Annotated in this window: 15 protein-coding genes, 1 tRNA gene and 3 rRNA genes; 7 read left to right on the top strand and 12 right to left on the bottom strand. The window is 47.0% G+C overall.

The features are described 5' to 3' along the window. Positions 1-22: 22 nt before the first annotated feature. Positions 23-95 (bottom strand) — tRNA-Gly (locus tag FO447_RS06335). A 202-nt stretch (positions 96-297) separates the two neighbouring features. After that, positions 298-1,473 (bottom strand): carboxynorspermidine decarboxylase, encoded by a 1,176-nt coding sequence (gene nspC, locus FO447_RS06340; RefSeq protein ID WP_200758130.1) that lies wholly within the window; start codon positions 1,471-1,473, stop codon positions 298-300. Between the two features lie 108 nt (positions 1,474-1,581). Between nspC and FO447_RS06345 the strand changes: the two genes are divergently transcribed. After that, positions 1,582-2,190, top strand: a complete 609-nt coding sequence (locus tag FO447_RS06345; RefSeq protein ID WP_118065971.1) for a thiamine phosphate synthase — start codon at positions 1,582-1,584, stop codon at positions 2,188-2,190. 83 nt (positions 2,191-2,273) lie between these two features. After that, positions 2,274-3,212, top strand: coding sequence for a ribose-phosphate pyrophosphokinase (locus FO447_RS06350; protein WP_006849494.1), 939 nt, complete (start codon positions 2,274-2,276; stop codon positions 3,210-3,212). A 227-nt stretch (positions 3,213-3,439) separates the two neighbouring features. On the opposite strand, the gene glgP is transcribed toward FO447_RS06350, so the two are convergent. Continuing rightward, a complete protein-coding gene (glgP, locus tag FO447_RS06355; RefSeq protein WP_200758132.1) occupies positions 3,440-5,998 on the bottom strand; it encodes an alpha-glucan family phosphorylase in 2,559 nt (852 codons plus the stop codon). Between the two features lie 103 nt (positions 5,999-6,101). Beyond that, entirely contained in the window at positions 6,102-7,763 is a 1,662-nt protein-coding gene (locus FO447_RS06360) for a glycogen/starch synthase (RefSeq protein ID WP_200758133.1), read from the bottom strand. A 186-nt stretch (positions 7,764-7,949) separates the two neighbouring features. Here FO447_RS06360 and FO447_RS06365 point away from each other — a divergent pair, with 186 nt between their 5' ends. Next, positions 7,950-8,321 carry a hypothetical protein gene (locus tag FO447_RS06365; protein WP_437182709.1) on the top strand — a complete coding sequence of 124 codons (372 nt, stop codon included), beginning with the start codon at positions 7,950-7,952 and terminating at the stop codon, positions 8,319-8,321. A 151-nt stretch (positions 8,322-8,472) separates the two neighbouring features. Here the strand turns inward: FO447_RS06365 and rrf are convergent. The 3 genes from rrf to FO447_RS06380 all read right to left on the bottom strand — a co-directional run bounded on the left by rrf (position 8,473) and on the right by FO447_RS06380 (position 13,533). Next, positions 8,473-8,585 (bottom strand): 5S ribosomal RNA (gene rrf / locus FO447_RS06370). Between the two features lie 127 nt (positions 8,586-8,712). Continuing rightward, a 23S ribosomal RNA gene (locus FO447_RS06375) occupies positions 8,713-11,610 on the bottom strand. A 391-nt stretch (positions 11,611-12,001) separates the two neighbouring features. Then, positions 12,002-13,533 (bottom strand): 16S ribosomal RNA (locus FO447_RS06380). The 16S, 23S and 5S rRNA genes sit together here, the layout of an rRNA operon. A 652-nt stretch (positions 13,534-14,185) precedes the next feature. Here FO447_RS06380 and FO447_RS06385 point away from each other — a divergent pair. Continuing rightward, positions 14,186-15,883 carry a SulP family inorganic anion transporter gene (locus FO447_RS06385; protein ID WP_117729183.1) on the top strand — a complete coding sequence of 566 codons (1,698 nt, stop codon included), beginning with the start codon at positions 14,186-14,188 and terminating at the stop codon, positions 15,881-15,883. Positions 15,884-16,014: 131 nt separating this feature from the next. On the opposite strand, the gene FO447_RS06390 is transcribed toward FO447_RS06385, so the two are convergent. The 5 genes from FO447_RS06390 to FO447_RS06410 all read right to left on the bottom strand — a co-directional run bounded on the left by FO447_RS06390 (position 16,015) and on the right by FO447_RS06410 (position 21,095). Then, positions 16,015-16,746, bottom strand: a complete 732-nt coding sequence (locus FO447_RS06390; RefSeq protein ID WP_262895057.1) for an amino acid ABC transporter ATP-binding protein — start codon at positions 16,744-16,746, stop codon at positions 16,015-16,017. A 40-nt stretch (positions 16,747-16,786) separates the two neighbouring features. Next, on the bottom strand, positions 16,787-18,346 hold the full coding sequence (locus tag FO447_RS06395) for an ABC transporter substrate-binding protein/permease (RefSeq protein ID WP_234699080.1): 1,560 nt from the start codon (positions 18,344-18,346) through the stop codon (positions 16,787-16,789). 13 nt (positions 18,347-18,359) lie between these two features. After that, a complete protein-coding gene (locus FO447_RS06400; RefSeq protein WP_200758137.1) occupies positions 18,360-20,039 on the bottom strand; it encodes an NAD(P)/FAD-dependent oxidoreductase in 1,680 nt (559 codons plus the stop codon). A 124-nt stretch (positions 20,040-20,163) separates the two neighbouring features. After that, positions 20,164-20,709: a phosphodiesterase gene (gene yfcE / locus FO447_RS06405; RefSeq protein ID WP_200758138.1), complete on the bottom strand. Its 546-nt coding sequence runs from the start codon at positions 20,707-20,709 to the stop codon at positions 20,164-20,166. A gap of 131 nt (positions 20,710-20,840) precedes the next feature. After that, positions 20,841-21,095 (bottom strand): hypothetical protein, encoded by a 255-nt coding sequence (locus FO447_RS06410; RefSeq protein WP_006848733.1) that lies wholly within the window; start codon positions 21,093-21,095, stop codon positions 20,841-20,843. Positions 21,096-21,367: 272 nt separating this feature from the next. Here FO447_RS06410 and thrA point away from each other — a divergent pair, with 272 nt between their 5' ends. From thrA to thrC, 3 genes are all read left to right on the top strand, one after another. Beyond that, positions 21,368-23,809 carry a bifunctional aspartate kinase/homoserine dehydrogenase I gene (gene thrA, locus FO447_RS06415; RefSeq protein ID WP_200758140.1) on the top strand — a complete coding sequence of 814 codons (2,442 nt, stop codon included), beginning with the start codon at positions 21,368-21,370 and terminating at the stop codon, positions 23,807-23,809. A gap of 21 nt (positions 23,810-23,830) precedes the next feature. Next, positions 23,831-25,081 carry a cofactor-independent phosphoglycerate mutase gene (locus FO447_RS06420; RefSeq protein ID WP_200758142.1) on the top strand — a complete coding sequence of 417 codons (1,251 nt, stop codon included), beginning with the start codon at positions 23,831-23,833 and terminating at the stop codon, positions 25,079-25,081. 93 nt (positions 25,082-25,174) lie between these two features. After that, positions 25,175-26,476 carry a threonine synthase gene (gene thrC / locus FO447_RS06425; protein ID WP_006848737.1) on the top strand — a complete coding sequence of 434 codons (1,302 nt, stop codon included), beginning with the start codon at positions 25,175-25,177 and terminating at the stop codon, positions 26,474-26,476. Positions 26,477-26,486 lie beyond the last annotated feature (10 nt).

Genomic DNA, 26,486 nt, shown 5'->3' on the forward strand with positions numbered 1-26,486 from the left:
ATGTTGTTTTCAAAAAAAAATGAGCGGAAAACGGGACTCGGACCCGCGACCCCAACCTTGGCAAGGTTGTGCTCTACCAACTGAGCTATTTCCGCAGTTTTTCCTATTACTTAGGAGCGTTCCTCTGAATGCGAGTGCAAAGGTACTACTTTTTTCTGAATTACCAAACTTTTCTTCGATTTTTTTGAAAAAAAATGTGCATTTTGCCCTTTTTAGTGAGCAAAACACACATTTTAAGCCTTATTTTGCCGATTTTTAAACTCATCCGGCAGAAAAATCGGGAAAATGGAAATTATACTAATCCATCCTACTGCGATAATCTTCGTAGCTGAAATCTCTTAGAGTTTCCAATTTTCCATCTAAATGTACGATTCCTATTGATGGATGAGTGATTCCATTAAAGGTATTTGTCTTTACCGTAGTGTAATGCAGCATATCTTCAAAAATAACATTCTCGCCTATTTGCAATTCATGGTCAAATTTCCAAAAGCCCATAAAATCTCCACTCAGACAACTGTTGCCACCTATTCTATATATATGTGCGCCCTCAGGAGCCTTCGTCGGATCATCAACCTCCAGGGTTTCTGCATTTCTGACAGCTGGCATATACGGCATCTCCAGACAGTCGGGCATATGACAGGTAAAACTGGCATTTATGATAGCTGTCCTGATACCTTTATCTTCAACCACATCTACTACTTGAGTTACAAGCGGCCCGGTCTGCCACCCAAAGGCACTACCAGGTTCCATGATAATTTTAAGATGAGGATAACGCTGATGAAATCCCTTTATTATATTAATAAGGTGTTCCACATCATAATCCTTCCTGGTCATCAGATGACCTCCACCGAAATTGATCCATTTCAGCTGCGGAAACCAAGGAGAGAATTTCTCTTCGATATGAGCTAACGTACGTTCAAAGACATCCGCCCCACTCTCACAGTGACAATGACAATGGAATCCTTCTATATCTGAAGGCAAAGTTTGAGGCAATTTATCTGCCGATACACCGAATCGGGTTCCAGGTGCACACGGATTATACAGCAATGTTCCGACTTCAGAATATTCAGGATTTACTCTCAATCCCAGTCTGATGTCAGAATTTGCCCTACGAACCCGTTCATGATATCGCTCATATTGCGTAAGCGAGTTGAAAGTAAGGTGGCTTGAGCATTGAGCTATCTCATCAATCTCATAATCGGTATAAGCCGGCGAAAAAGTATGCGCCTTACTGCCGAATTCATGATACGCCAGTTTTGCCTCGCTAAGAGAGCTGGCCGTGGTCGAAGAAATATACTCTCTGAAAATCGGAAATGTCTTCCAAAGAGCATAAGCCTTAAAAGCTAGAATAATTTCCATATCGGCACGCTCAGCCACACTCTTGATGAGCGACAGATTGTGTCGCAAATGTTCTTCCTCTAAAACGTAAATTGGTCGATGAATCTCATTAAAATTTGCTAAATTTACTTGCATAACTTGATAAATATTAATTTTATGGTGCAAAGATAGCTTTTTATTCCGAATATAATTGCTAGTTTGCGTTTTTTTTAATACTTTTGCATCATAAAAATCATTTTGACGATGAAATTAGCGATAATGACCAAGTCCACATTCTTTGTGGAAGAAGATAAAATACTATCCTCGCTGTTCGACGAGGGCATGGACAACCTGCATCTTTTCAAGCCAGGTTCGTCACCAATGTATGCTGAGCGACTGCTCACGTTACTGCCTGAAGACTATCTTCGCAAGATTACTGTTCATGATCATTATTACCTCAAACAGGAGTATGATTTAGCAGGAATCCATATAGACGATCCGCTAGCACCGGTACCGGATGGATACAAAGGCAAGTTCAGTCGCACCTGCACAGATCTCTCGATGCTGAAAGAGATGAAGAAGAAATCAAACTATGTGTTTCTGAAAAACATCTTCGACTGTATTGAGTTTAAAGATGAAAGGTCTTCCTTCAATCTGCAGCAGCTTGAGAATGCAGCCAAGGCAGGACTCATAGACAAGAAGGTATACGCCTTGGGAGGCATGAGTCTGGAAAATCTCAAGATTGCCAAGGAACTCGGATTTGGAGGAGTAGTAATCTGTGGAGATCTCTGGAACCGTTTCGACATTCACAACGAGCGCGATTTCAAAGAGTTGATTCTTCACTTCGAGAAATTGAGAAAGGCTATCAGCTAATACTGAGGTTCCCGAAAAAAGATTCATCCCCCTACATGAAAATAGATAAAAATAACTATTAATACACATAAACACTAATAGAAATGAGTGACAAGAACTCTTTTTTGGTATTCTCTGGTACTAACTCGAGATACCTTGCAGAAAAAATCTGCGCTAGTTTAGGTTGCCCACTGGGTAATTTGGTTGTAACCAAGTTCTCTGATGGTGAATTTGGCGTATCTTTCGAGGAGTCTATCCGCGGACGCGATGTATTCCTCGTACAGAGCACATTCCCTAATTCAGACAACTTGATGGAGTTGCTCCTGATGATTGACGCAGCAAAGCGTGCTTCTGCCCGCAATATTATTGCTGTTGTTCCATACTTCGGATGGGCTCGTCAGGATCGTAAGGACAAACCACGTGTCAGCATCGGCGCTAAGTTGGTAGCCGACTTGCTCAGCGTTGCCGGTATCGACCGCCTCATCACCATGGATCTCCATGCCGACCAGATTCAGGGCTTCTTTGATGTTCCTGTAGATCACCTCTATGCATCTGGCGTTATTTTGCCATACCTGCAGAGCTTACGCCTCAAGGATATGGTCATTGCTTCTCCAGACGTTGGTGGTTCTAAGCGTGCCAACACTTATGCTAAGTACTTCGGCTGCCCTCTCGTGCTCTGCAACAAGACCCGTGCTCGCGCCAATGTAGTAGCAAGCATGCAGATCATCGGTGATGTAAAAGACAAGAATGTTGTCATCATTGATGATATGGTCGATACAGCCGGTACTATCACGAAGGCTGCCGACATCATGAAGCAGGCTGGTGCAAAGACTGTTCGTGCATGTGCATCTCACTGCGTGATGAGTGGTCCTGCATCTGAGCGTGTTCAGGATTCAGCTCTTGAGGAGATAGTATTCACTGATTCCATCCCTTACACCAAGCGTTGCGCAAAGGTTAAGCAGATTTCTATTGCAGATATGTTTGCAGAAACCATTCGCCGTGTTGAGGATAACGAGAGTATCTCTTCCCAGTATCTGGTATAAGGAAATATCATCATACAAGTTTACAAGGAGTCTTTCTTTTTAAAAAGGAAGACTCCTTTTTTATGATTCCATTCTTCCCCTGTTTCTAATCTACATTCACTTTTCACAATTCACTTTTCACAACTACAATAACACTGTTCATTGTTCGATTTCAAACAAAAAAATCCTGTATCCCCAAAAGAGATACAGGATTCATATATTTATAATGTGACAATGTCGCTATTATATTAGTTCAACCACTTCACGTAGCAGAAGTCCTGACGGTGTGGCAACTTATCATTCTTAGGATACATACGTACGCCTGTCTTGAATGAACCAGCATTGATTGGCTCAATCTCAGCCTCGAATGTAAAGTTGTTACCCTCGTGACCAACCATCTTGAATGGATAAACAGCATAAATCTGCTTGCCATCCTCTGGCTGCTCCTTCAATACAACAAGTTCCAAGCCAACAGCATCGTTCAAGCCCTGCTCATCGATAACATACTGAACCTTGATCTTCTGACCAGTCTCTGCAGCCATCAGCATGCAGTCGTCCTTAGATACGACGTGGATACCATCCCAACGCTCTGCAACGCTCTCCTTCCAGAGTGCAATCTCCTTAGCAAGTGCATTGTCGTTAGCGCTCAACTTCTTGAAGCGGGCAGCCTGCTTATTGTAGAACTTATCATAGTAGTCATCCAACTGGCGCTTCATTGTATAGTGAGGAGCGATAGTAGCAATAGAGTTCTTTACTACCTGGATCCACTCCTTGCTGAAGCCTTCCTTATTCTTGTTGTAATACATAGGGATGATGTCGTTCTCCAAGAGGTTGTAGATAGTAGCAGCATCAAGCTGATCCTGGTAACCCTGGTTCTGGTATGTACGCTTCTCAGGAAGAGCCCAACCAGCACCCTCGCGGTAACCTTCTACCCACCAACCATCAAGTACAGAGAGGTTGACAACACCATTCATCTCAGCCTTCTCGCCAGATGTACCAGAAGCCTCCAATGGACGTGTAGGAGTATTCATCCAGATATCAACACCTGAAACCAGACGGCGAGCCAAAGTCATATCGTAGTCCTCCAAGAAGATAATCTTGCCGAGGAACTCTGGACGCTGGCTAATCTCGAAGATTCGCTTGATCAAGCCCTGACCTGCACCATCAGCTGGGTGAGCCTTACCTGAGAAGAAGAACAATACTGGGTGCTCAGGATCGTTAACGATCTTAGACAAGCGATCCAAGTCGGTGAAGAGCAGGTGAGCACGCTTGTATGTAGCGAAACGACGGCAGAAACCAATCATCAAAGCGTTAGGGTTGATACGCTCGAGCAAAGATACTACACGAGCAGGATCACCCTGGTTCTTCAACCATGTCTGGGTGAACTTCTCACGGATATAAGCTACGAGCTTCTTCTTCAATGCCATACGGGTATTCCAGATTTCTGCATCTGAAACATTGTAGATGGCATGCCAGATTTCCTCGTTGCTCTGGTCGTTCATGAAGTTCTTGTCGAAATATGTATCGTAGAGCTTACGCCACTCTGTTGCTGTCCAAGTTGGGAAGTGAACACCATTGGTTACATAACCTACGTGGTTTTCCTCTGGGAAGTAACCCTTCCAGATATTAGCGAACATCTGCTGGCTTACCCAACCGTGAAGCTTACTTACACCATTAACCTCCTGGCAAGTGTTGCATGCGAATGTAGAGAGGCAGAAACGCTCGTTGTGATCATCTGCATTTTCACGACCCATACCGATGAACTCATCCCAAGAGATACCAAGACGCTGTGGATAGCCACCCATGTACTTGCCGAAGAGAGCCTCGTCGAAGTAGTCATGACCAGCTGGCACTGGAGTATGAACAGTATAGAGAGAAGAAGCGCGAACCAATTCGAGTGCCTGGTTGAAGTTCAAGCCATCCTCCTCGATGTAGTCGCAGAGACGCTGCAAGTTGCAGAGAGCTGCATGACCCTCATTGCAGTGATAGATATCCTTCTTGATACCCATCTTCTTCAATGCAAGCATACCACCGATACCGAGCAGAATCTCCTGCTTCAAACGGTTCTCCCAGTCACCACCGTAGAGAGAGTGAGTGATAGGACGGTCGAACTCTGAGTTCATATCATTATCTGTATCCAGGAGATACAACTTGATACGACCTACATTCATCTGCCATACGTATGCATGTACCTGATAGTTCGTGTAAGGCACATCAACTACCAATGGGTTACCATTCTCATCATATACTCGCTCGATAGGGAGAGAGTTGAAGTTCTGAGCGTCATAGTTAGCAATCTGCTGACCATCCATGCTCAAAGACTGCTTGAAGTAACCATATCTGTAGAGGAAACCAACAGCACACATATTCACGTTGCTGTCAGAAGCCTCCTTCAAGTAGTCACCAGCAAGCATACCAAGACCACCAGAGTAGATTTTAACCACCTGGTTAATACCATACTCCATGCAGAAGTAAGCAACTGAAGGGCGCTTAGCATTAGGCTTCACATCCATGTACGCACGGAACATCTTATAGACGTTCTTCACCTTAGCCATTGTCTCCTTATCCTTAACAATAGCCTCCTTGCGGTCGTAGCTCAAACGTTCCAAGAGCAATACAGGGTTAGCATTACACTTCTCGTACAAGTCTGGATCAAGACTCTTGAACAAGTCACGACCTTCATAATTCCATGCCCACCACATATTGTGAGCGATTTCATCCAAGCACTTCAACTCCTTAGGAAGGCTTGATTTAATGGATGTCTCCTTCCATTGAGGAGCATTAGCATAGTCTGCCTTAATTTTCATTGTGTTTTATTTTTAAGATGTATATTTTCTATCTTGCAAACATAGTGATTCTTGCAGAATCCAAATATTTGTTTTATGGCTTACGCCATCAAGAGAGAGATTATTATTTCTTCATACGAACTTCAGCCTTGCGCAGGGCAAAGTCATAAGCATCATAGTAATACTCGATAAAGTGTTTCCACAATGCTTTTTCTGAAAGAATCTCAGCATTTTTACGACACTTGTTCACCTGTGTCTTGGTGAATCCCGAGTACTTAGCTACGGTATCCTTGATAGCATCAGCTACCTCAGAATAATTATAGTCGGTACGCTTGATAACCTTCACACCATCCTCTATCTCACTGTAATTTCCCTTCTCTGAGTTAGCCCAAAGACCGAAACCAGCCAAATCGGTGGTGATACAAGGCACCTTGAACGCAACAGCCTCCAATGGAGTATATCCCCATGGCTCATAATAAGAAGGATAGATACAGAGGTCATTACCCAACACTACATCATAGTAGCTCTTGTTGATAATGCCATCATCGCCTGTCAAGTAGCAAGGTAAGAATATCAGTTTCACCTTATCTTCCTTATTATTATGCATGTTGAAGTACTTCAGCATACCCAATACATTATCATGACTCATATTATGCAACCAATGGGTAATCTCCGGAACCTCCAATGGCGTGTCAAACTTCTTACCGCTATTCAGACGATCCAACAGATCCTGACGTGGATCTCCTACCCAACCAGGTACATCAATGAATGCCAATACATTCTTCTTCAAATTGTTGTCACGAAGCAAGCGGTTCATAGCCTCAATATAGACATCGATACCCTTGTTGCGGAACTCGTAGCGTCCGCTGGTAGAAACGATGAGCGTATCATCATCCAAATCTGTACCCATCAAAGCATTGGCTACATCGAGCAAACGCTTTCTTGCCTCCTTACGTTTCTTTGTAAAGGTACTTGCTTTAGGTACAAAACTATTGTCAAATCCGTTAGGCAAAACGAAATCTACCGGTTTATCGAGCAATTCCTTGCACTCGTTGGCAGTAATATCACTCACTGTTGTGAAACAATCAACATACTTAGCAGTCTGCTTTTCTATAGAATGCTTGCTTTGCATATTGAGTTCCTGCGCCATCTGATCACCATTATAGGCAAAAAGATAATCGTAAAGAGGCTTATTATTACCGGCAATACTACGACCGATACTTGTAGCATGCGTGGTGAACACAGTAGCCACCTCAGGAAGATGCTTGTTCACATAGAGCACACCAAGTCCTGTCATCCATTCATTTCCATGATAGATAACTTTCTTGCCTTTTCCAACGACATGTTTGTAGAAACTCTCTACTACCAGAGCGGCAGCATAAGAGAACATCGATGCTTCGTCATAGTCACCATAAGCATGAAGACTATCAACCTGATAGTCCTGCCATAGTTGTCCATAGATCTGGTCTTTAACAGCATAGTAAGGATTGAAATCTACCAAAACAGCTACTGGCTCTCCCGGTATATTCCATCTACCTACTTTAACCTTTAAGCCCTCTTTCAGAGCTTCTGTTTTCCACGCCGCATAAAGCGTATCATCTTGAGAGAAATAAGGATTCACCTTGTCTCCCCAGCAATCAGGACCAATGAAGATTAGTTGATCCTTTAACCTTTCCGTAAGAGTCTTAGCTCGAGTTGAAAGAACGGTGTAGATACCACCAACTTTATTACACACTTCCCAACTAGACTCAAATATGTAATCTGGAAATAATCTTTTCTTTTCCATATATAATTATCAATAAACACCGCAAAGATAGATAAATATTTGCAAAAAAACGAATTAATCTTATTAAAATCCTAAAAAAAATGCAGTTTTCTTGATTTAAATGAATAACTTTGTCGCAGTTAATTGAAAAATGAGATGAAAAGAAAGATTTTAGCAACATTATTATGCCTAATTAGTATATCTAGTATGGCACAAACAGACAGCACCCTATTCAAGGGGAAGATTACAAACAAAGAGTATGATGTCTATATGAATATAGACTTCTACCATAAGAACCTCAAGGTTCCAGGACAGGAACTGTTCGGTGAAATGCCCGGATATTTCGGTGACAGACGTGATAGTCGCAAATGGCTGATTACAGATGCTGACATAGAAGGAAAGACCGCTCATCTATCCATTATCAATGATTACGGGAGCGAAGATCTTACTGCCGACCTCATAGCCTTGCCCGATGGTAGTTACGAGTTGCAGCAGAAAGAAGGAAGTAACCTGAAAATTGCCCGAAACCGGAAATGGGTGAAGATTCCTAAAAAACTGAAATTCACCAACAAGCAGTAGACAAAACACTCAGAATATCGCAGAAATACCCCTCACTATTATGGTAAATAGCGAGGGGTTATTATATAGCAAGGGTAATTATACTAAATAGCCAGTGTTATTAAACAGAAAAGCCCCGACTACTTTCGTAATCGAGGCTTCTGAAATTGAAAGGAGGCGGCTACCTACTCTCCCGCATTGCATTGCAGTACCATCGGCGCAAGTGAGCTTAACTTCTCTGTTCGGAATGGGAAGAGGTGGGACCTCACCGCAATAACCACCTGATAATGGGTTATGACGTATTTGCACACAAGCAAACGTATAAGTAATGTTGAATGTTGATTGTTGAATGTTGAATTACAACTTTCAGCACCATTCAGACTGTACATACAGTTGAAACTATGAACTATAATAAAGAAAGTGTTCGGGCAATTAGTAATGCTCGGCTTTGACATCACTGTCTTTACACCTGCATCCTATCAACGTCATCGTCTTTGACGACCCTCAATGGAGTTCTCATCTTGCGGCTGGCTTCGCACTTAGATGCTTTCAGCGCTTATCCAATCCAGACTCAGATACCCAGCGGTGCGCCTGGCGGCACAACTGGTAAACCGGAGGTCTGTCCATCACGGTCCTCTCGTACTAGTGACGGCACCACTCAAAACTCCCACGCCCACGATAGATAGAGACCGAACTGTCTCACGACGTTCTGAACCCAGCTCGCGTGCCACTTTAATGGGCGAACAGCCCAACCCTTGGGACCTTCTCCAGCCCCAGGATGTGACGAGCCGACATCGAGGTGCCAAACCACCCCGTCGATATGAGCTCTTGGGGGGGATCAGCCTGTTATCCCCGGAGTACCTTTTATCCTTTGAGCGACGGAGTTTCCATACACATCCGCCGGATCACTATGCCCCAGTTTCCTGCCTGCTCGGCATGTCTGCCTCCCAGTCAAGCGCCCTTATGCCATTGCACTCTTTGAGGTCGGTTACCAATCGACCCGAGGGCACCTTTGGAAGCCTCCGTTACGCTTTTGGAGGCGACCACCCCAGTCAAACTACCCACCAAGCAGTGTCCGCGCATCTGCGCGTTAGACCTCAGACAGCCAAAGGGCCGTATTTCAAGGATGGCTCCACGAAAGCTGGCGCTCCCGCTTCAAAGCCTCCGGCCTATCCTACACATCGGATGACCAAGGTCAATGCTAAGCTGTAGTAAAGGTTCACGGGGTCTTTTCGTCCCATCGCGGGTAATCGGCATCTTCACCGATACTACAATTTCACTGAGCTCATGGTTGAGACAGCGTCCGGATCATTACACCATTCGTGCAGGTCGGAACTTACCCGACAAGGAATTTCGCTACCTTAGGACCGTTATAGTTACGGCCGCCGTTTACCGGGGCTTCAATTCAATGCTTCCTATTGCTAGTGACATCTCCTCTTAACCTTCCGGCACCGGGCAGGTGTCAGGCTGTATACGTCATCTTTCGAGTTTGCACAGCCCTGTGTTTTTGTTAAACAGTTGCCTGGACCTATTCTCTGCGCCTCGCTCATCACGAGGACCCTTTATCCCGAAGTTACAGGGTCAATTTGCCTAGTTCCTTAACCATGAATCTCTCAACGCCTTAGTATGTTCTACCCGACCACGTGTGTCCGTTTGCGGTACGGGTGCCGCATGGGTTAAGCTTAGCGGATTTTCTCGGGAGTATGATTACCCACACTATCAGATTCCTCCGAAGAGGACTCCGTACTGTCAAGTTCAGCTCGGATGGTGGATTTGCCTGCCATCCTCAACGCCTACACTCTTCAACGGGGACTTCCGTCGCCCCGCGGTGGTTTCACTGCTCCGTCTCCACATCGCCCCATGCGGCAGTGACGGAATATTAACCGTCTCTGCCATCGCCATCGCCGTTCGGCTTAGACTTAGGACCCGACTGACCCCGGGCTGATTGGCATTGCCCGGGAAACCTTGGTCTTACAGCGGGAGGGAATCTAACCCTCCTTATCGTTACTTATTCCTACATTTGCTTTACTCACCGCTCCAGGATAACTTACGTACACCATTCGACGCTGTGAGTATGCTCCCCTACCGATACTTTTAAAATTGCTATCCCGCGCCTTCGGTGTCTGCCTTATACCCGATTATTATCCATGCCCGGACCCTCGACTAGTGAGCTGTTACGCACTCTTTGAATGAATGGCTGCTTCCAAGCCAACATCCTAGCTGTCATAGGGACCAGACTTCGTTAGACTAACTCAGGCAGAACTCCGGGACCTTAGACGGCGGTCTGGATTCTTCTCCTCTCGGGGACGGACCTTAGCACCCGCCCCCTTACTGCCGGACTGCAGACCGTGAGCATTCGGAGTTCGTCAGGACTCGATAGGCGGTGAAGCCCTCTTGTCCTATCGGTCGCTCTACCTCTCACGGTGACCATCCGACGCGGCACCTAAATGCCTTTCGGGGAGTACGAGCTATCTCCAAGTTTGATTGGCCTTTCACTCCTACACTCGGCTCATCCAGAAGCTTTTCAACGCTTATTGGTGCGGACCTCCATCCCGTGTTACCGGGACTTCATCCTGGCCAAGTGTAGATCACTTGGTTTCGCGTCTACCCCCACTGACTATGCGCCCTCTTCAGGCTCGCTTTCACTGCGGCTACGTGTCTCGTGACACTCAACCTCGCCAGTGACGGTAACTCGTAGGATCATTATGCAAAAGGCACGCCGTCACATCTTACGATGCTCCGACCGCTTGTAGGCGTATGGTTTCAGGAACTATTTCACTCCCCTGCTCGGGGTTCTTTTCACCTTTCCTTCACAGTACTCGTTCGCTATCGGTCTCACGGGAGTATTTAGCCTTACCGGATGGTCCCGGCAGATTCGCGCAGGATTCCTCGTGTCCCGCGTTACTCAGGATACCGCTATGTCTAATCTAGCTTCGTGTACAGGATTATCACCTTCTGTGATGTAACTTTCCAGATACTTCCACTCACCATTTCAGTACAATGTCGCGGTCCTACAACCCCGCTGGCGCCTTGCGACGTCAACGGTTTGGGCTGTTCCCCGTTCGCTCGCCACTACTGGGGGAATCATTCATTTATTTTCTCTTCCTGCAGGTACTAAGATGTTTCAGTTCCCTGCGTTAGCTCTCTTACACTGGTAAGAGTAACCGTCCTTCAGACGGCTAGGTTGTCCCATTCGGAAATCTTCGGATCAAGGGTTATTTGCACCTACCCGAAGCTTATCGCAGCTTATCACGTCCTTCATCGCCTCCGTGAGCCTAGGCATCCGCCATACGCCCTTTCTTACTTTCTTTACGACTGTATTTGCTATCAGATAACTGACAGCGAATAAGTAGCTCATACTTTCAGCTGTATTCTAACAAAGTGAAATCTCATCTTGCGATTTGATTTACTTTAGTCTGAACTAAAGTTCATTACTTACAGTTTTGCTTGTGTCAATATGTCAAAGATCTTTTAAAGGTAAAAGGGTAAAAAGGCAAAAAAGTAAAATACTTCATACCAACCTTTTCCTTTGGAGTGGAGATTGTGGAGTTGAACCATTTTGCTTGAGCCATCCCTATATATTATATAATGTATAAGGAATCCCAGTCTCCTGTATTTTATGAAACAGATGGTGCGTACAAGAAGAGAAGCGAACTTTTAAATCCTGTTCCTATATCTTCATAGGAAATTCGTCTCTCCAGAAAGGAGGTGTTCCAGCCGCACCTTCCGGTACGGCTACCTTGTTACGACTTAGCCCCAATTACCAGTTTCGCCCTAGGCCGCTCCTTACGGTCACGGACTTTAGGCGCCCCCGGCTTTCATGGCTTGACGGGCGGTGTGTACAAGGCCCGGGAACGTATTCACCGCGCCATGGCTGATGCGCGATTACTAGCGAATCCAGCTTCGTGGGGTCGGGTTGCAGACCCCAGTCCGAACTGAGACAGGCTTTAAGGATTAGATGCGCTTTGCAGAACACCATCTCTCTGTACCTGCCATTGTAACACGTGTGTAGCCCCGGACGTAAGGGCCGTGCTGATTTGACGTCATCCCCACCTTCCTCACACCTTACGGTGGCAGTATCCCCAGAGTGCCCAGCTTGACCTGATGGCAACTAAGGAGAGGGGTTGCGCTCGTTATGGCACTTAAGCCGACACCTCACGGCACGAGCTGACGACAACCATGCAGCACCTTCACAGAGGCCCCGAAGGGCGTCATTGTCTCCAAATCCTTCCTCTGCAATTCAAGCCCGGGTAAGGTTCCTCGCGTATCATCGAATTAAACCACATGTTCCTCCGCTTGTGCGGGCCCCCGTCAATTCCTTTGAGTTTCACCGTTGCCGGCGTACTCCCCAGGTGGGATGCTTAATGCTTTCGCTTGGCCGCTGACCTATTCAGACCAACAGCGGGCATCCATCGTTTACCGTGCGGACTACCAGGGTATCTAATCCTGTTCGATACCCGCACTTTCGAGCTTCAGCGTCAGTTGCGCTCCAGTGAGCTGCCTTCGCAATCGGAGTTCTTCGTGATATCTAAGCATTTCACCGCTACACCACGAATTCCGCCCACTTTGTGCGTACTCAAGGAAACCAGTTCGCGCTGCAGTGCAGACGTTGAGCGTCTACATTTCACAACACGCTTAATCTCCGGCCTACGCTCCCTTTAAACCCAATAAATCCGGATAACGCCCGGACCTTCCGTATTACCGCGGCTGCTGGCACGGAATTAGCCGGTCCTTATTCATAAGGTACATGCAAAAAGTCTCACGAGACTCACTTTATTCCCTTATAAAAGCAGTTTACAACCCATAGGGCCGTCATCCTGCACGCTACTTGGCTGGTTCAGACTCTCGTCCATTGACCAATATTCCTCACTGCTGCCTCCCGTAGGAGTTTGGACCGTGTCTCAGTTCCAATGTGGGGGACCTTCCTCTCAGAACCCCTACTGATCGTAGCCTTGGTGGGCCGTTACCCCGCCAACAAGCTAATCAGACGCATCCCCATCCATCACCGATAAATCTTTAATCCCTTTCAGATGTCTTCTAGAGACGTCATTGGGTATTAGTCTTACTTTCGCAAGGTTATCCCCAAGTGGTGGGCAGGTTGGATACGCGTTACTCACCCGTGCGCCGGTCGACGCCCATCAAAAGCAAGCTTTCGATGTCGTTTCCCCTCGACTTGCATGTGTTAAGCCTGTAGCTAGCGTTCATCCTGAGCCAGGATCAAACTCTCCATTGTAAAATATCATTTTTACCTAGCCTTGCGGCTTGGTTTGTTTGTTGTCTGTACTTAGGACGAATATCCTTTTCGTTTATTGAAGCTTAGTAAACCTGACTTGTCAATTGCTTGACGGTTCGTTTCTTTTTACCCAGTCAACTTTCTTATTTCTAAGAAGTTAACCGCTTCTTGTACTACTTGTCTGTTTATATAAAATCTTTCAAAGAACTCTTTCTTTAATCGCTAAGAGAAAGCATATTTCTCAAAAGCGAGTGCAAAAGTACTAACTATTTTTCATTCCACCAAATCTTTTCGCAAAAAAATTGAGATTTTAGTGCGTTTTTAACACTTATAAAGACTTTCTGGAGTTTTTCTTACCACTACACTTTATTTTATACATGCATACGCCTGCCTGCATGTGCGGGCGCACACCCGCAAGCGCATTAATAATATTGTACTCATATTCCAAGACCGAAAAGGAATCAGGATTCAACTAGAAAAGTATTATCCGGAGAATATATCTATCAAAGAAGAATATTACTATACGAAAAGAATATTATCGAAGAAAAGGGAGAAACTCAGAAAAACATTTTGCCAATTAAAAAAAATATAGTACCTTTGCACACGTTTTAACGGATAACAAGATTAATTACATATATTTTAAAACTTTCAAATGAAGGCATTAGCAATTAAGTCGAGTTTGTTTTCCTGTTTAAAGACATACAACAAGAAAACATTCATGTCTGACCTCATGGCAGGTATCATCGTTGGTATCGTAGCCCTGCCTCTGGCCATCGCATTCGGTATCGCTTCTGGCGTGACCCCTGAAAAGGGTATCATCACCGCCATTGTAGCAGGTCTCATCATCTCCATCTTCGGTGGAAGCAAAGTGCAGATTGGTGGTCCTACGGGAGCATTCATCGTTATCATCTATGGCATTATCCAGAAATATGGCATGGAAGGTTTGACGATAGCGACACTGATGGCTGGTCTGTTCCTGGTTCTCTTCGGACTTCTCCGCCTTGGAACCATCATCAAGTACATCCCTTACCCTATCGTTGTGGGATTTACCAGTGGTATCGCCGTAACCATCTTCACGACCCAGATCAAGGATCTCTTTGGATTGACGTTGACTTCAAATCCTTCTGATTTTCTGGAGAAATGGGGCGTCTACTTCCAAAGCTTTGACACCATAGATCCTTGGTGTGCCCTTATCGGAATAGTAAGCGTAGTGGTTATAGCCATCACCCCTAAGTTCAGCAAGAAGATTCCGGGCTCTCTTATTGCCATCATCCTGATGACCGTTGTAGCCTTACTGCTCAAGCAGTTTGCCGGCGTTGAGAGTATCGAGACCATTGGTGACCGCTTCTCTATCAGCAACGAATTGCCTGCAGCTCAGGTACCAGTCATGAATTGGGAGACCATCAAGAGTCTTGTATCACCAGCTATTACCATCGCCATCCTGGGAGCCATTGAGAGTTTGCTTTCAGCAACAGTTGCCGATGGTGTAATCAGCGATCATCACGACAGTAACACCGAGTTGGTAGCTCAGGGTTTGGCCAATATCGCCTCTCCCCTCTTTGGCGGTATTCCTGCAACAGGTGCCATTGCCCGCACAATGACCAATATCAATAATGGCGGTAAGACTCCTATTGCAGGCATCATCCACGCCATAGTTCTGCTGCTCATCTTCCTCTTTCTGATGCCTCTTGCCCAGTACATACCAATGGCTTGTCTTGCCGGTGTATTGGTAGTTGTATCTTACGGAATGAGCGGATGGAGAAGTTTCCTGGCATTGATGAAGAATCCGAAGAGCGATGTAACCGTACTTCTGATTACCTTCTTCCTCACCATCATCTTCGATTTGACAGTAGCCATTGAGGTGGGTCTGATTATCGCCTGTCTGCTCTTCATGAAGCGAATGAGCGAAACCACCGACGTGACAGCTATTACCGATGATGAGATTGACTTGAACAAGGAGTTTGACTTCCTCTCAACCAACCTGGAGCACTATACGATTCCGAAGGGCGTAGAGGTATACGAAATCAATGGTCCTTTCTTCTTCGGAGCCGGTAACAAGTTTGAGGAAGTGATGGCAGCTTTCGGTGACCGTCCACTGGTACGCGTCATCCGTATGCGCAAGGTTCCATTTGTTGATTCAACCGGTATCCACAACCTCACCAACCTCTGCGAGATGAGTCAGAAGGAGGACATTCAGGTTGTACTCTCCGGTGTTTGCGAGAAGGTAAACGCCCAGTTGGAAAAGGCTGGTTTCTACAATATTCTTGGCAAGGATAATATCACAGATCACATCAGCAAGGCTCTGAAACGTGCTGAAGAGATTATTGAGAAGAAAACTGTTAATAGTTAATAGTTTACAGTTTACATTTTACTGATTGTAGACCATCAAATAAAAAAGATGCATTGCTGAATATACCAGTAATGCATCTTTTTTTATTGTCATCAAGTAACTGTTAACTATAAACTGTTAACTATCAACTATTACAGAACTTTTCCCAGAAACTCCTGTAGTCTTGGCGATTTCGGATGGTTGAATATTTGCTCAGGAGTTCCGTCTTCCGTGATATAGCCGTCACTGAAGAAAAGAACACGATTGGCCACTTCTCTTGCAAATCCCATCTCGTGGGTCACCACCACCATCGTCATTCCGTCGGCAGCAACATCTTTCATCAGCTGCAGCACCTCTCCCACCATTTCCGGATCGAGAGCCGAAGTCGGCTCATCAAAGAGGATTACCTCAGGATTCATCGCTAAGGCACGGGCGATAGCTACGCGCTGTTTCTGTCCGCCCGACAGACTGTCGGGATAACTGCCGGCCTTATCCAGCAATCCGATACGGGTCAGGAGTTCCGTTGCTTTCTCATCAGCCTCTTCCCTTGTCATCTTACCCAATTCTACCGGAGCCAGCATGATGTTGCGGCGTATGGTCATATTAGGGAAGAGATTGAACTGCTGGAATACCATACCCACCCTCTGGCGCATTCGGTTGATATCAACATCGCTTGATGTGATATCCATATCATCAATAAAGATTTTACCCTCGGTAGGTTCTTCCAGAAGGTTGATGGAACGCAGGAAGGTACTCTTGCCACAACCCGACGGACCGATGATGGCAACCACCTCACCTTTCCTCACCGAGGTTGTAATGCCTTTCAGCACCTCGTTGTCGCCGAAGCGTTTACGAAGTCCTTCTATCTTGATTATTTCGTTCATTTTATCCATTGTTTTAAAGCTTTTGCCCTTTCAGGATTCCTCATTTCCTTTCGCTCTTTCTCAGTCTCTTTTCCAGCCTTCTCACTCCTGCGTTCAGTCCGAGAACAAGAACGAGATAGAGACAGGCTACTACGCCCAACGGCATCATCGCTTCGTAAGTAATGCTTCGGATGATGTCGGAACCCTTGGTCAAGTCAACCAGTCCGATATAACCGCTGATAGAGGTTTCCTTGAGCAGAGTGATAAGCTCGTTACCCATAGCCGGAAGCACATTCTTGAAGGCTTGCGGAAGGATGATGAGACGCATCGTCTTGCCATACGAAAGACCGAGACTTCTGCCCGCCTCCATCTGACCATTATCCACCGACATGATGCCCGAGCGGATTACCTCGGCAATATAAGCTGCCGAGTTCAAGCCGAAGGCGATGACAGCCACCAGTATCTTATTGACATCTGCTGATGCAAACACCACATAATAGATGATGAGCAACTGCACCATGGTCGGCGTGCCTCGCATGATGGTAAGGTACAGCTGGCAGAGCATGTTCGGAATCTTCCAGTCGCCCTTACGTTCATGACGTGCACGGACAATAGCTATCAGCGTTCCGAGTATCACGGAAAGGATGATGGCGAAGAAGGTGATGATGAGCGTATTGCCCAAACCCTGCAACAGATACTGATAACGGTTGTCATCTATGAAGCAGGATTTAAACTTATCTATCACTCCCGGCTGGTTACCAGCTGTTTTCATTTCATTGGAATTCACCATGATTACCTGTCGCACATCGGCATAGGAATCTGTAAATCCGATATTCTTCTTCCGTTCAGGAGTAACCGTGATGCCGGCAATACCCGCATCCGCCTTACCAGCCTGTACAGAGGTGATGATGGCATCAAACTCCATATCGAGAATCTCGACATCCACGCCCATCACATCGCCGATGGCATTCGCCACATCCACGTCGATACCCACAATCTTGCCATTCTGGTAATATTCGAAAGGCTCGAAGGTAGCGTTGGTGGCAAAACGGAGACTCGTCTTCAAGCCGAGTTTCTGCAGCGCTTCCGGTCCCACCTTCTTCACGTCAGAAGTCTTTGGCGTATAAGCCACGGCTATGCCCCGTTCCAGATGGCGGTTGACGATGGAATCGATGACGCCATTCTCTTTCAGAATGCGGATGGCATGATTGATGGACTGCTGCAACTCAGCATGATCCTTAGCCACACAGATGGCGAAAGAGGACGCATCGAAGGTTTCGGGCAGGATACGGAGCGATGGGTTCACCCGTTGGAATGCCTTGGCTGGCGCCTCATCGGTCACCATGCAGTCTATCTTACCCTGCAGGAGTGCCTGGATGGCATCGGCTCCCTTGTTGTACCGTTCTACCTTGGTACCGCCACCTTCCTTTTCCAGATCCGTAGCTAGTCCGTCGCTAGTGGTACCGAGCTGCACACCAATCACAGCCCCCTTCAAATCAGTCTTGCTCTTGATTTGCCTGTCAGCATCTGACGCTCCCGAGCCACACGCCACGAAGAGCACACTCAGGAGTAAAGTCAAGAAGCCCAGCTTAAACTTTCCCGTTTTTCTGTATTTCATCATTCCAGGCATTCGTTTATTGTTGTTTCAAATACTCAGCACACATCTCTGCACATCTTTCTCCGTCTACACCAGCCGATACGATTCCGCCTGCATAACCAGCACCTTCGCCACATGGGAAGAGTCCCTGGATGCGGACATGCTGCAGGGTTTCGCGGTCACGGACGATGCGGACAGGCGATGAGGTTCTCGTCTCCATCGCTATCAGCGTAGCCTCGTTGGTCAGGAAACCATGGGCATTCTTGCCGAAGGTCTTGAAGCCTTCCTGCAGTCGCTTGCTCACGAAAGATGGCATCCAGAAATGCAACGGACTCGAAATCAAGCCTGGAGCATAGCTGCTTTTTGGCAGATCATAACTCAATCGATTGTTCACGAAGTCAGCCATGCGCTGTGCCGGTGCAGTCTGCTTCATGTTGCCCTGCTGCCAGCATTGCTTTTCCACGATTTCCTGGAAGTACATCATTTGGAGTGAAGAGTGAGGAGTGAAGAGTGAGGAATTCTCCTGCGCCTTCATTTCCTGCTGTTCGATGACAGACTGATGTTCCTTCACAAACTGCGCCACATCCTCGGGATGAGTTTCCACCACCATGCCCGAGTTGCTCCAGGCAGTACCGCGGTTGCTCGGACTCATACCGTTCACCACGAGCTGTTCCGGTCCTGTAGCAGCCGGAATCACAAAACCGCCCGGACACATACAGAAGCTATAGACACCTCTGCCATCTACCTGAGTAACGAAGCTATATTCGGCAGCAGGCAGATATTTTCCTCTACCACTCTTATTGTGATACTGAATCTGGTCGATGAGCTGGGAAGGATGTTCCAGACGCACACCTACGGCGATGCCTTTTGCCTCGATATCTATCTTTGCCGAAGCGAGATAACGGTATACATCGCGGGCACTATGGCCTGTTGCCAAGATAACCGGTCCGCGATAAGTTTCCTCAGCACCCGTAGCCAGATTCACGGCTTCTACGCCTATCACCCTATCGCCAGCTGCGGCATCAGGTGCCGTCAGCTTACCTTCACTCTCAAGGATCAGACGAATCATCTTGGTCTGGAAATGCACTTCGCCGCCACACTTGATGATGGTGTCGCGCATGTTTTCAATAACGCGTGGCAACTTGTCGGTACCGATATGCGGATGGGCATCTGCCAGGATATTGGTATTGGCACCATGCTGGCAGAATACGTTCAGAATCTTATCTACACTTCCCCTTTTCTTGCTTCGTGTATAGAGTTTGCCGTCACTATAAGCACCGGCTCCACCTTCACCGAAACAGTAGTTGCTCTCACCATCTACCTTCTGAGTCTTGGTAATGTTAGAGAGGTCCTTCTTGCGTTCGCGCACATCCTTACCTCGCTCCAGCACGATAGGACGGTATCCCAGTTCTATCAGGCGCAGGGAAGCAAAGAGGCCGCCAGGTCCCTCACCCACAACGATAACACGAGGTCTGCTGCTCACATCCGGGTATTCGGTATGGACATACTGGTCGTCCTGCGGAAATTCGTTGATATAAGCACGCACCTTCAGATTGACGAAGATGGTGCGCTGACGGGCATCGATGCTTCTCTTCAAAACCCTCACCTGGTTGAGCGTTCTTACATCCAATCCCTTTTCTTTGGCGAGATAACGCTTGATGCCTTCCTCGCTGGCTGCCTGTTCGGGCAGAATTCTTATCAGGTATTCTTGAATCATTATACTTTATACTTTGAGCTTTGAACTTTATGATTAGTTTTATAAAAGTGACGAGTGACAAGTGACCGATTCCATATTACGGATTTCGCATTACATTCACAATTCACTTTTCACTTTTACTTTTTCATGCTTCCATTGTAGCCAGCACTTCGAGCGTATCCAGCTGATACATGGTGAACTTACCATCTTCCAATGTTGCAAAGGTTGGCGGATTGCCACCCTTCGGGAAGGTGATGCTGCCTGTATTTACGATGGCCTGCCCCTTCTCGTTATGAGAGAGTTCCCAGAGATGGGAGTGTCCATAGATCATAGCCTCGTAAGGACCCTTCGGCATGTTTTCCTTATTGTATACATGTCCATGGGTCAGAAGATAGCGCTTGCCTCCGTCTACCAGCAAGGCATAGGTCTCCATGACAGGGAAATCGAGGAGCATCTGGTCTACTTCCGCATCGCAGTTGCCACGCACAGCGATAATCTTGTCTGCCAGCGCATTCAGTCTTTCTACGATACCCTTAGGATCGATTCCTTCCGGAATGCGGTTGCGGGGACCGTAGTTGATGATATCCCCCATGATGCACATCATGTCACAATGTTCAGCCTCGAAGAAATCGAGGACCTTTTCCAGGGCTGGCAAACAGCCGTGGATATCTGAGAATAAAAGATATTTCATTACTTGATTCAAAAAGTATTAATACTCACCCTCAACCCATTTTTTACCAGATTCAGTATATTTCATCCAAATAACCAAACCGACACCAATGATTGCTGCTATTGCAAAAAGTATTGTCAACATTTCCATAATTATTTCTTTTTTAATTCTACTTTTAATAAATAATTGCCTGCATAAGCAAAACATGCAGCAGCGATTACTGCGCATCCCATGCAAACATAGTTAGTTACTCCCATTGCCTCACCTGTAAACAGTGGCGACAATGCACCAATTCCAATACCGCTGCATACCATCTTTGAAAGACCAAAGAAATACTCAGCCAGCATCTCATTTCGTTTGAAATTGCGTTCAACGAGTTGATTTTTACTATTTACTTCTGTAACCATATTGCTAATGCTTTGAATTACATCGGCAAAATTAAGCAAATAATCCGAAACACCCAAACATTTCAACGTTTTTTATATATATAATAAGGTATAAGGGAGAGGAAGAGCCTATAATTATCTACTGAAATAGCTTTTTTATCTACAATATGCTACTTTTTTGTTAAAATCCTTGGCAGTTTGATATATTATTCGTACTTTTGCCCTCAAGTTCTGCTTCGGCCCCGGTCGTTTCGGGGGAGGCATTACATTACCAACGTAAAATTCAAGAACATATGAAAGTATTAAAATTCGGCGGAACATCGGTTGGTTCCGTAAAAAGCATCCTCAGCTTGAAACGTATCGTTGAAAACGAGGCTAAGAAACAGAGTGTAGTGGTTGTCGTGAGCGCGCTTGGCGGTATCACGGACAAACTCTTGCAAACCTCTCAACTTGCCCTCAAGGGTGATGAACAGTGGAAAGTAGAATTCGAAGCCATGGTTGATCGCCACCACAAGATGATAGACACCATCATCACCGACACTACAGACAGAGAAAACTTATTCAAATCGGTTGATGCCCTCTTCGAGCAGTTGAAGAGCATCTATTTTGGTGTATACCTCATCCACGACCTCAGCGAGAAAACACAGGATGCCATCGTGAGTTATGGTGAAAGACTCAGTTCCAAGATTGTTGCCACATTGATTCGTGGAGCCAAATGGTTCGACTCACGCAACTTCATCAAGACTGAGCGCAAGAACGGCAAAGGCAAGCATGTACTCGACAGCGAGCTGACCAACAAACTGGTAAAAGAAGCCTTTGCAGAAATTCCACGCATATCTCTCGTTCCGGGTTTTATCAGTCGTGACAAGAACACAGACCGCACCACCAACCTTGGCCGTGGCGGTAGCGACTACACCGCAGCCATCATAGCAGCTGCACTCGATGCAGAAGTGCTCGAAATCTGGACTGATGTAGACGGTTTCATGACCGCCGACCCACGTGTCATCAAATCAGCTTATACCATCAACGAACTGAGTTACGTTGAGGCGATGGAGCTTTGCAACTTTGGTGCAAAGGTCATCTATCCTCCAACCATCTACCCGGTTTGTGTCAAGAATATTCCTATCAAGGTTAAGAACACCTTCAACCCAGATGCTCCGGGCACCATCATCAAGAACAAGATAGATGGCGACCAGAAGCCTATCAAGGGTATCTCTTCCATCAACGGTACAGCGCTCATCACCGTAACCGGTCTTTCCATGGTCGGTGTGATTGGTGTAAACCGCCGTATCTTCACCGCTCTTGCCAACGAGGGCATCTCTGTGTTCATGGTGTCACAGGCATCATCTGAGAACTCTACCTCTATCGGTGTGCGCGAGCAGGATGTAGAAGAGGCTGTAAAGGTATTGAACAATGAGTTCCACAACGAGATTGCCGATGGTGCCATGTACCCAATGCACGCAGAGAAGGGCTTGGCTACTATCGCCATCGTGGGTGAAAACATGAAGCATGCAGCCGGTATCGCCGGTAAGCTCTTCGGAACCCTCGGCCGTAGCGGTATTTCCGTCATCGCCTGTGCACAGGGTGCTTCAGAGACCAACATCTCGTTCGTAGTGAAGAGCGATTATCTGAGAAAGTCACTCAACGTACTCCACGACAGTTTCTTCCTTTCAGAATACAAGGTTCTGAACCTCTTCATCTGCGGTGTGGGTACCGTGGGCGGAAAGCTCATCGAGCAGATCAAGAACCAGTATGCCGACCTCATGGAGCGCAGCAAACTGAAGCTCAACGTGGTGGGTATCGCTTCTTCCAAGAACGCCATCTTCAACCGCGATGGTATTGATCTCGAAAACTATCGCGAGGAACTGAAGACTTCAGACCCAAGCACTCCAGAGGTTCTGCGCGATACCATCCTGGCGATGAACATCTTCAACAGCGTGTTTGTAGACTGTACAGCCAGCAAGGATGTGGCCGCTCTCTACCAGAGTCTGCTGGAGCACAACGTAAGCATTATCGCAGCCAACAAGATAGCTGCATCAAGCGAATATGAGAACTACGAGAAACTGAAGAAGACTGCCATCCAGCGTGGTGTAGTATTCCGTTTCGAGACCAACGTAGGTGCCGGTCTTCCTATCATCGGAACCATCAACGACCTCCGCAACTCCGGAGATAAAATCCTTAAGATTGAGGCAGTTCTCTCAGGTACGCTCAACTTTATCTTCAACGCCATCTCCAGCGTCGTTCCATTCTCTGAGACTGTGAGACTGGCTAAGGAGAAGGGCTACAGCGAGCCAGATCCACGTATCGACCTGAGCGGTATGGACGTGATTCGCAAGCTGGTGATTCTCTCCCGCGAGGCAGGTTACCGCGTAGAGCAGGAAGATGTAGAGAAAAACCTCTTCGTGCCAGACAAATACTTCAAGGGTTCGCTCGACAACTTCTGGAAGAAGCTTCCTGAGCTCGATGCCGATTTCGAGGCTAAGCGCAAGGCGCTCGATGTAGAGCACAAACGCTGGCGCTTCGTTGCTACCCTGGATGGCGGCAAGACAAGCGTAGGTTTGCAGGCTGTCGGTCCTGAGCATCCGTTCTACAATCTGGAAGGTTCCAACAACATCGTGCTGCTCACCACCGAGCGCTATAAGGAATACCCTATGATGATTCAGGGCTATGGTGCCGGAGCCAGCGTAACTGCTGCCGGTGTATTCGCCAACATCATGAGTATCGCTAACATTTAACACTTAACATTAAAAAAAGAGATGAAACATATTATCATTCTTGGCGACGGAATGGCTGACCACCCGGTAGAAAGACTGGGTGGAAAGACACTCCTGCAATACGCCAACAAACCCTATATGGATATGCTTGCCAAGAAGGGCAAGACAGGAAGACTCGTTACCGTGCCAGATGGATTCCATCCGGGTTCTGAGGTTGCCAACAGCTCTATCATGGGCTACGACCAGAACGAAGTTTACGAAGGACGCGGACCGCTGGAGGCTGCCAGCATAGGCTATGAACTGAAGCCTACCGACCTTGCCCTGCGCTGCAACATCATCAATGTGCAGGACGGCAAGATTATCACCCACAACGGTGGTAACCTGGAAACGGAAGATGCGGATGTGCTCATCAAGTATCTCAACGATACCCTCGGCAAGAAATATCCTGATGTCAAGTTTGTTACCGGCATCCAGTATCGCCATCTTCTGGTGGTGAAGCACGGAAACAAGCATATCGACTGTGCCCCACCTCATGATCATCCCAACGAGGAATGGCATAAGCTGATGGTGAAACCTATCTTGCCGGAGATTGGAGGCGATGAGGGTCATATCAGCCGTCGTGATACAGCCGACCTTCTGAACCAGCTGATTCTCGAGAGTCAGGAACTCCTGGAGAACCATCCTTTCAATGTGGCGCGCAAGGAGCGTGGCGAACGAATGGCCAATCTTATCTGGCCTTGGGGCGGCGGTTACCGTCCGCACATGCTCACCCTCTCCCAGATGTATCCACAGATCAAGAAGGGTTCCGTGATTTCTGCCGTAGACCTGATTCGAGGCATCGGCCATTACGCCGGTCTGCGCAACATCATCGTTGAGGGCGCTACCGGTCTTGCCAATACCAACTACGAGGGCAAGGCAGCCGCAGCTATCCAGGCATTGAAGGATGGCGACGACTTCGTTTATGTTCACGTAGAGGCGAGCGACGAGGCGGGTCATGATGGCGATCTGGAGCTGAAGCTGAAGACCATCGAGAACCTCGACCAGCGACTCATCAAGCCTATCTTCGATGAGGTAAGTACCTGGGACGAGCCGGTATGCATCGCTGTTCTCCCCGACCATCCTACTCCGGTAGAGATCCGTACCCACGTAAAGGAGCCTGTGCCTTTCATCATCTATTACCCTGGCATTGAGCCGGATAGCGTAGAGAAGTATGACGAGGTAAGCTGCGTGAGTGGCGGTTACGGCATGCTGCAGCTGCAGGAATTCATGAACACATTTATGGGAATCAACTAAGTTAATAGTTAACAGTTTATAGTTTATAGCAAGTCTGCTTAATACAAGATTACCCTATAAACTATAAACTATAAATTTTAAACTAGAATTACAATGAAATATTATTCAACAAATAAGAAAGCACCCATCGCCGACCTTCACAAGGCGGTAGTTAAAGGTCTGGCAGAAGACCGTGGTCTCTATATGCCAGAAATCATCAAGAAGTTGCCACAGGATTTCTTCGACAACATCGAGAAACTCTCCTTCCAGGAGATTGCCTACAAGGTAGCTGATGCCTTCTTTGGCGAGGACGTTGATGCCGAGTCATTGAAGAAGATTGTATACGATACCCTGGCATTCGACTGCCCTGTAGTCGAGGTAGAGCCAAACATCTACTCTCTCGAGCTGTTCCATGGTCCTACCCTCGCCTTCAAGGATGTGGGTGCGCGCTTCATGGCCCGTCTCCTGCAGTACTTCGTACGTCAGGAGGGCAAGGAAGAGGTGAATGTGCTCGTAGCTACATCGGGCGATACCGGTTCGGCTGTTGCCAACGGTTTCCTCGGCGTTGACGGCATCCATGTTTACGTGCTCTATCCTAAGGGCAAGGTGAGCAAGATTCAGGAGAGCCAGTTCACTACCCTCGGCCAGAACATCACAGCCCTCGAGGTAGATGGCGTATTCGACGACTGCCAGGCACTGGTGAAATCTGCGTTCATGGACGAGGAGCTCAACAAGCACATGAAGCTCACCTCAGCCAACTCTATCAACGTAGCCCGCTTCCTGCCTCAGGCATTCTATTATTTCAATGCCTATGCCCGCATGAAGGAGAAGGGGCTCGCCGACAAGCTGGTTATCTGCGTACCTAGCGGCAACTTCGGCAACATCACAGCCGGACTCTTCGGTCATGAGATGGGATTGCCTATCCACCGCTTCATCGCAGCCAACAACGCCAACGATATCTTCTACGAGTATCTGCAGACAGGCAAGTACAATCCACAGCCTAGCAAGCAGACCATCGCCAATGCCATGGACGTAGGCGACCCATCAAACTTTGCCCGCATCTACGACCTCTACAAGGGCGATCACGATGCCATCGCTGCCTACATCGGTGGTGCTACATACAAGGACGAGCAGATTGCAGAAACCATGAAGCAGTGCTACAATGAAACCAAGTATGTGCTTGACCCTCACGGAGCTTGCGGCTATCGCGCCCTGAAGGAGCAGTTGAAGCCAGGTGAGGTTGGCGTATTCCTCGAGACCGCTCATCCTGCCAAGTTCAAGGAGAAGGTAGACAGCATCCTTGACAGCGACATTGAGATTCCTGCACGCCTTGCAGAATTCATGAAGGGTGAGAAGAAGAGCATCCAGATGACCAAGGATTTCGCATCATTCAAGAACTACTTGATGAACGAATAAACCATACATA

It is taken from the genome of Segatella copri (assembly GCF_015074785.1).
In the GTDB taxonomy this organism is placed as follows: Bacteria; Bacteroidota; Bacteroidia; order Bacteroidales; family Bacteroidaceae; genus Prevotella.

What these genes read in the sequence shown, in the direction of transcription:
- nspC (WP_200758130.1), bottom strand. Translation starts at nt 1,473, where the DNA reads ATGCAAGTAAATTTAGCAAATTTTAATGAGATTCATCGACCAATTTAC.
- FO447_RS06345 (WP_118065971.1), top strand. Translation starts at nt 1,582, where the DNA reads ATGAAATTAGCGATAATGACCAAGTCCACATTCTTTGTGGAAGAAGAT.
- FO447_RS06350 (WP_006849494.1), top strand. Translation starts at nt 2,274, where the DNA reads ATGAGTGACAAGAACTCTTTTTTGGTATTCTCTGGTACTAACTCGAGA.
- glgP (WP_200758132.1), bottom strand. Translation starts at nt 5,998, where the DNA reads ATGAAAATTAAGGCAGACTATGCTAATGCTCCTCAATGGAAGGAGACA.
- FO447_RS06360 (WP_200758133.1), bottom strand. Translation starts at nt 7,763, where the DNA reads ATGGAAAAGAAAAGATTATTTCCAGATTACATATTTGAGTCTAGTTGG.
- FO447_RS06365 (WP_437182709.1), top strand. Translation starts at nt 7,950, where the DNA reads ATGGCACAAACAGACAGCACCCTATTCAAGGGGAAGATTACAAACAAA.
- FO447_RS06385 (WP_117729183.1), top strand. Translation starts at nt 14,186, where the DNA reads ATGAAGGCATTAGCAATTAAGTCGAGTTTGTTTTCCTGTTTAAAGACA.
- FO447_RS06390 (WP_262895057.1), bottom strand. Translation starts at nt 16,746, where the DNA reads ATGAACGAAATAATCAAGATAGAAGGACTTCGTAAACGCTTCGGCGAC.
- FO447_RS06395 (WP_234699080.1), bottom strand. Translation starts at nt 18,346, where the DNA reads ATGATGAAATACAGAAAAACGGGAAAGTTTAAGCTGGGCTTCTTGACT.
- FO447_RS06400 (WP_200758137.1), bottom strand. Translation starts at nt 20,039, where the DNA reads ATGATTCAAGAATACCTGATAAGAATTCTGCCCGAACAGGCAGCCAGC.
- yfcE (WP_200758138.1), bottom strand. Translation starts at nt 20,709, where the DNA reads ATGAAATATCTTTTATTCTCAGATATCCACGGCTGTTTGCCAGCCCTG.
- FO447_RS06410 (WP_006848733.1), bottom strand. Translation starts at nt 21,095, where the DNA reads ATGGTTACAGAAGTAAATAGTAAAAATCAACTCGTTGAACGCAATTTC.
- thrA (WP_200758140.1), top strand. Translation starts at nt 21,368, where the DNA reads ATGAAAGTATTAAAATTCGGCGGAACATCGGTTGGTTCCGTAAAAAGC.
- FO447_RS06420 (WP_200758142.1), top strand. Translation starts at nt 23,831, where the DNA reads ATGAAACATATTATCATTCTTGGCGACGGAATGGCTGACCACCCGGTA.
- thrC (WP_006848737.1), top strand. Translation starts at nt 25,175, where the DNA reads ATGAAATATTATTCAACAAATAAGAAAGCACCCATCGCCGACCTTCAC.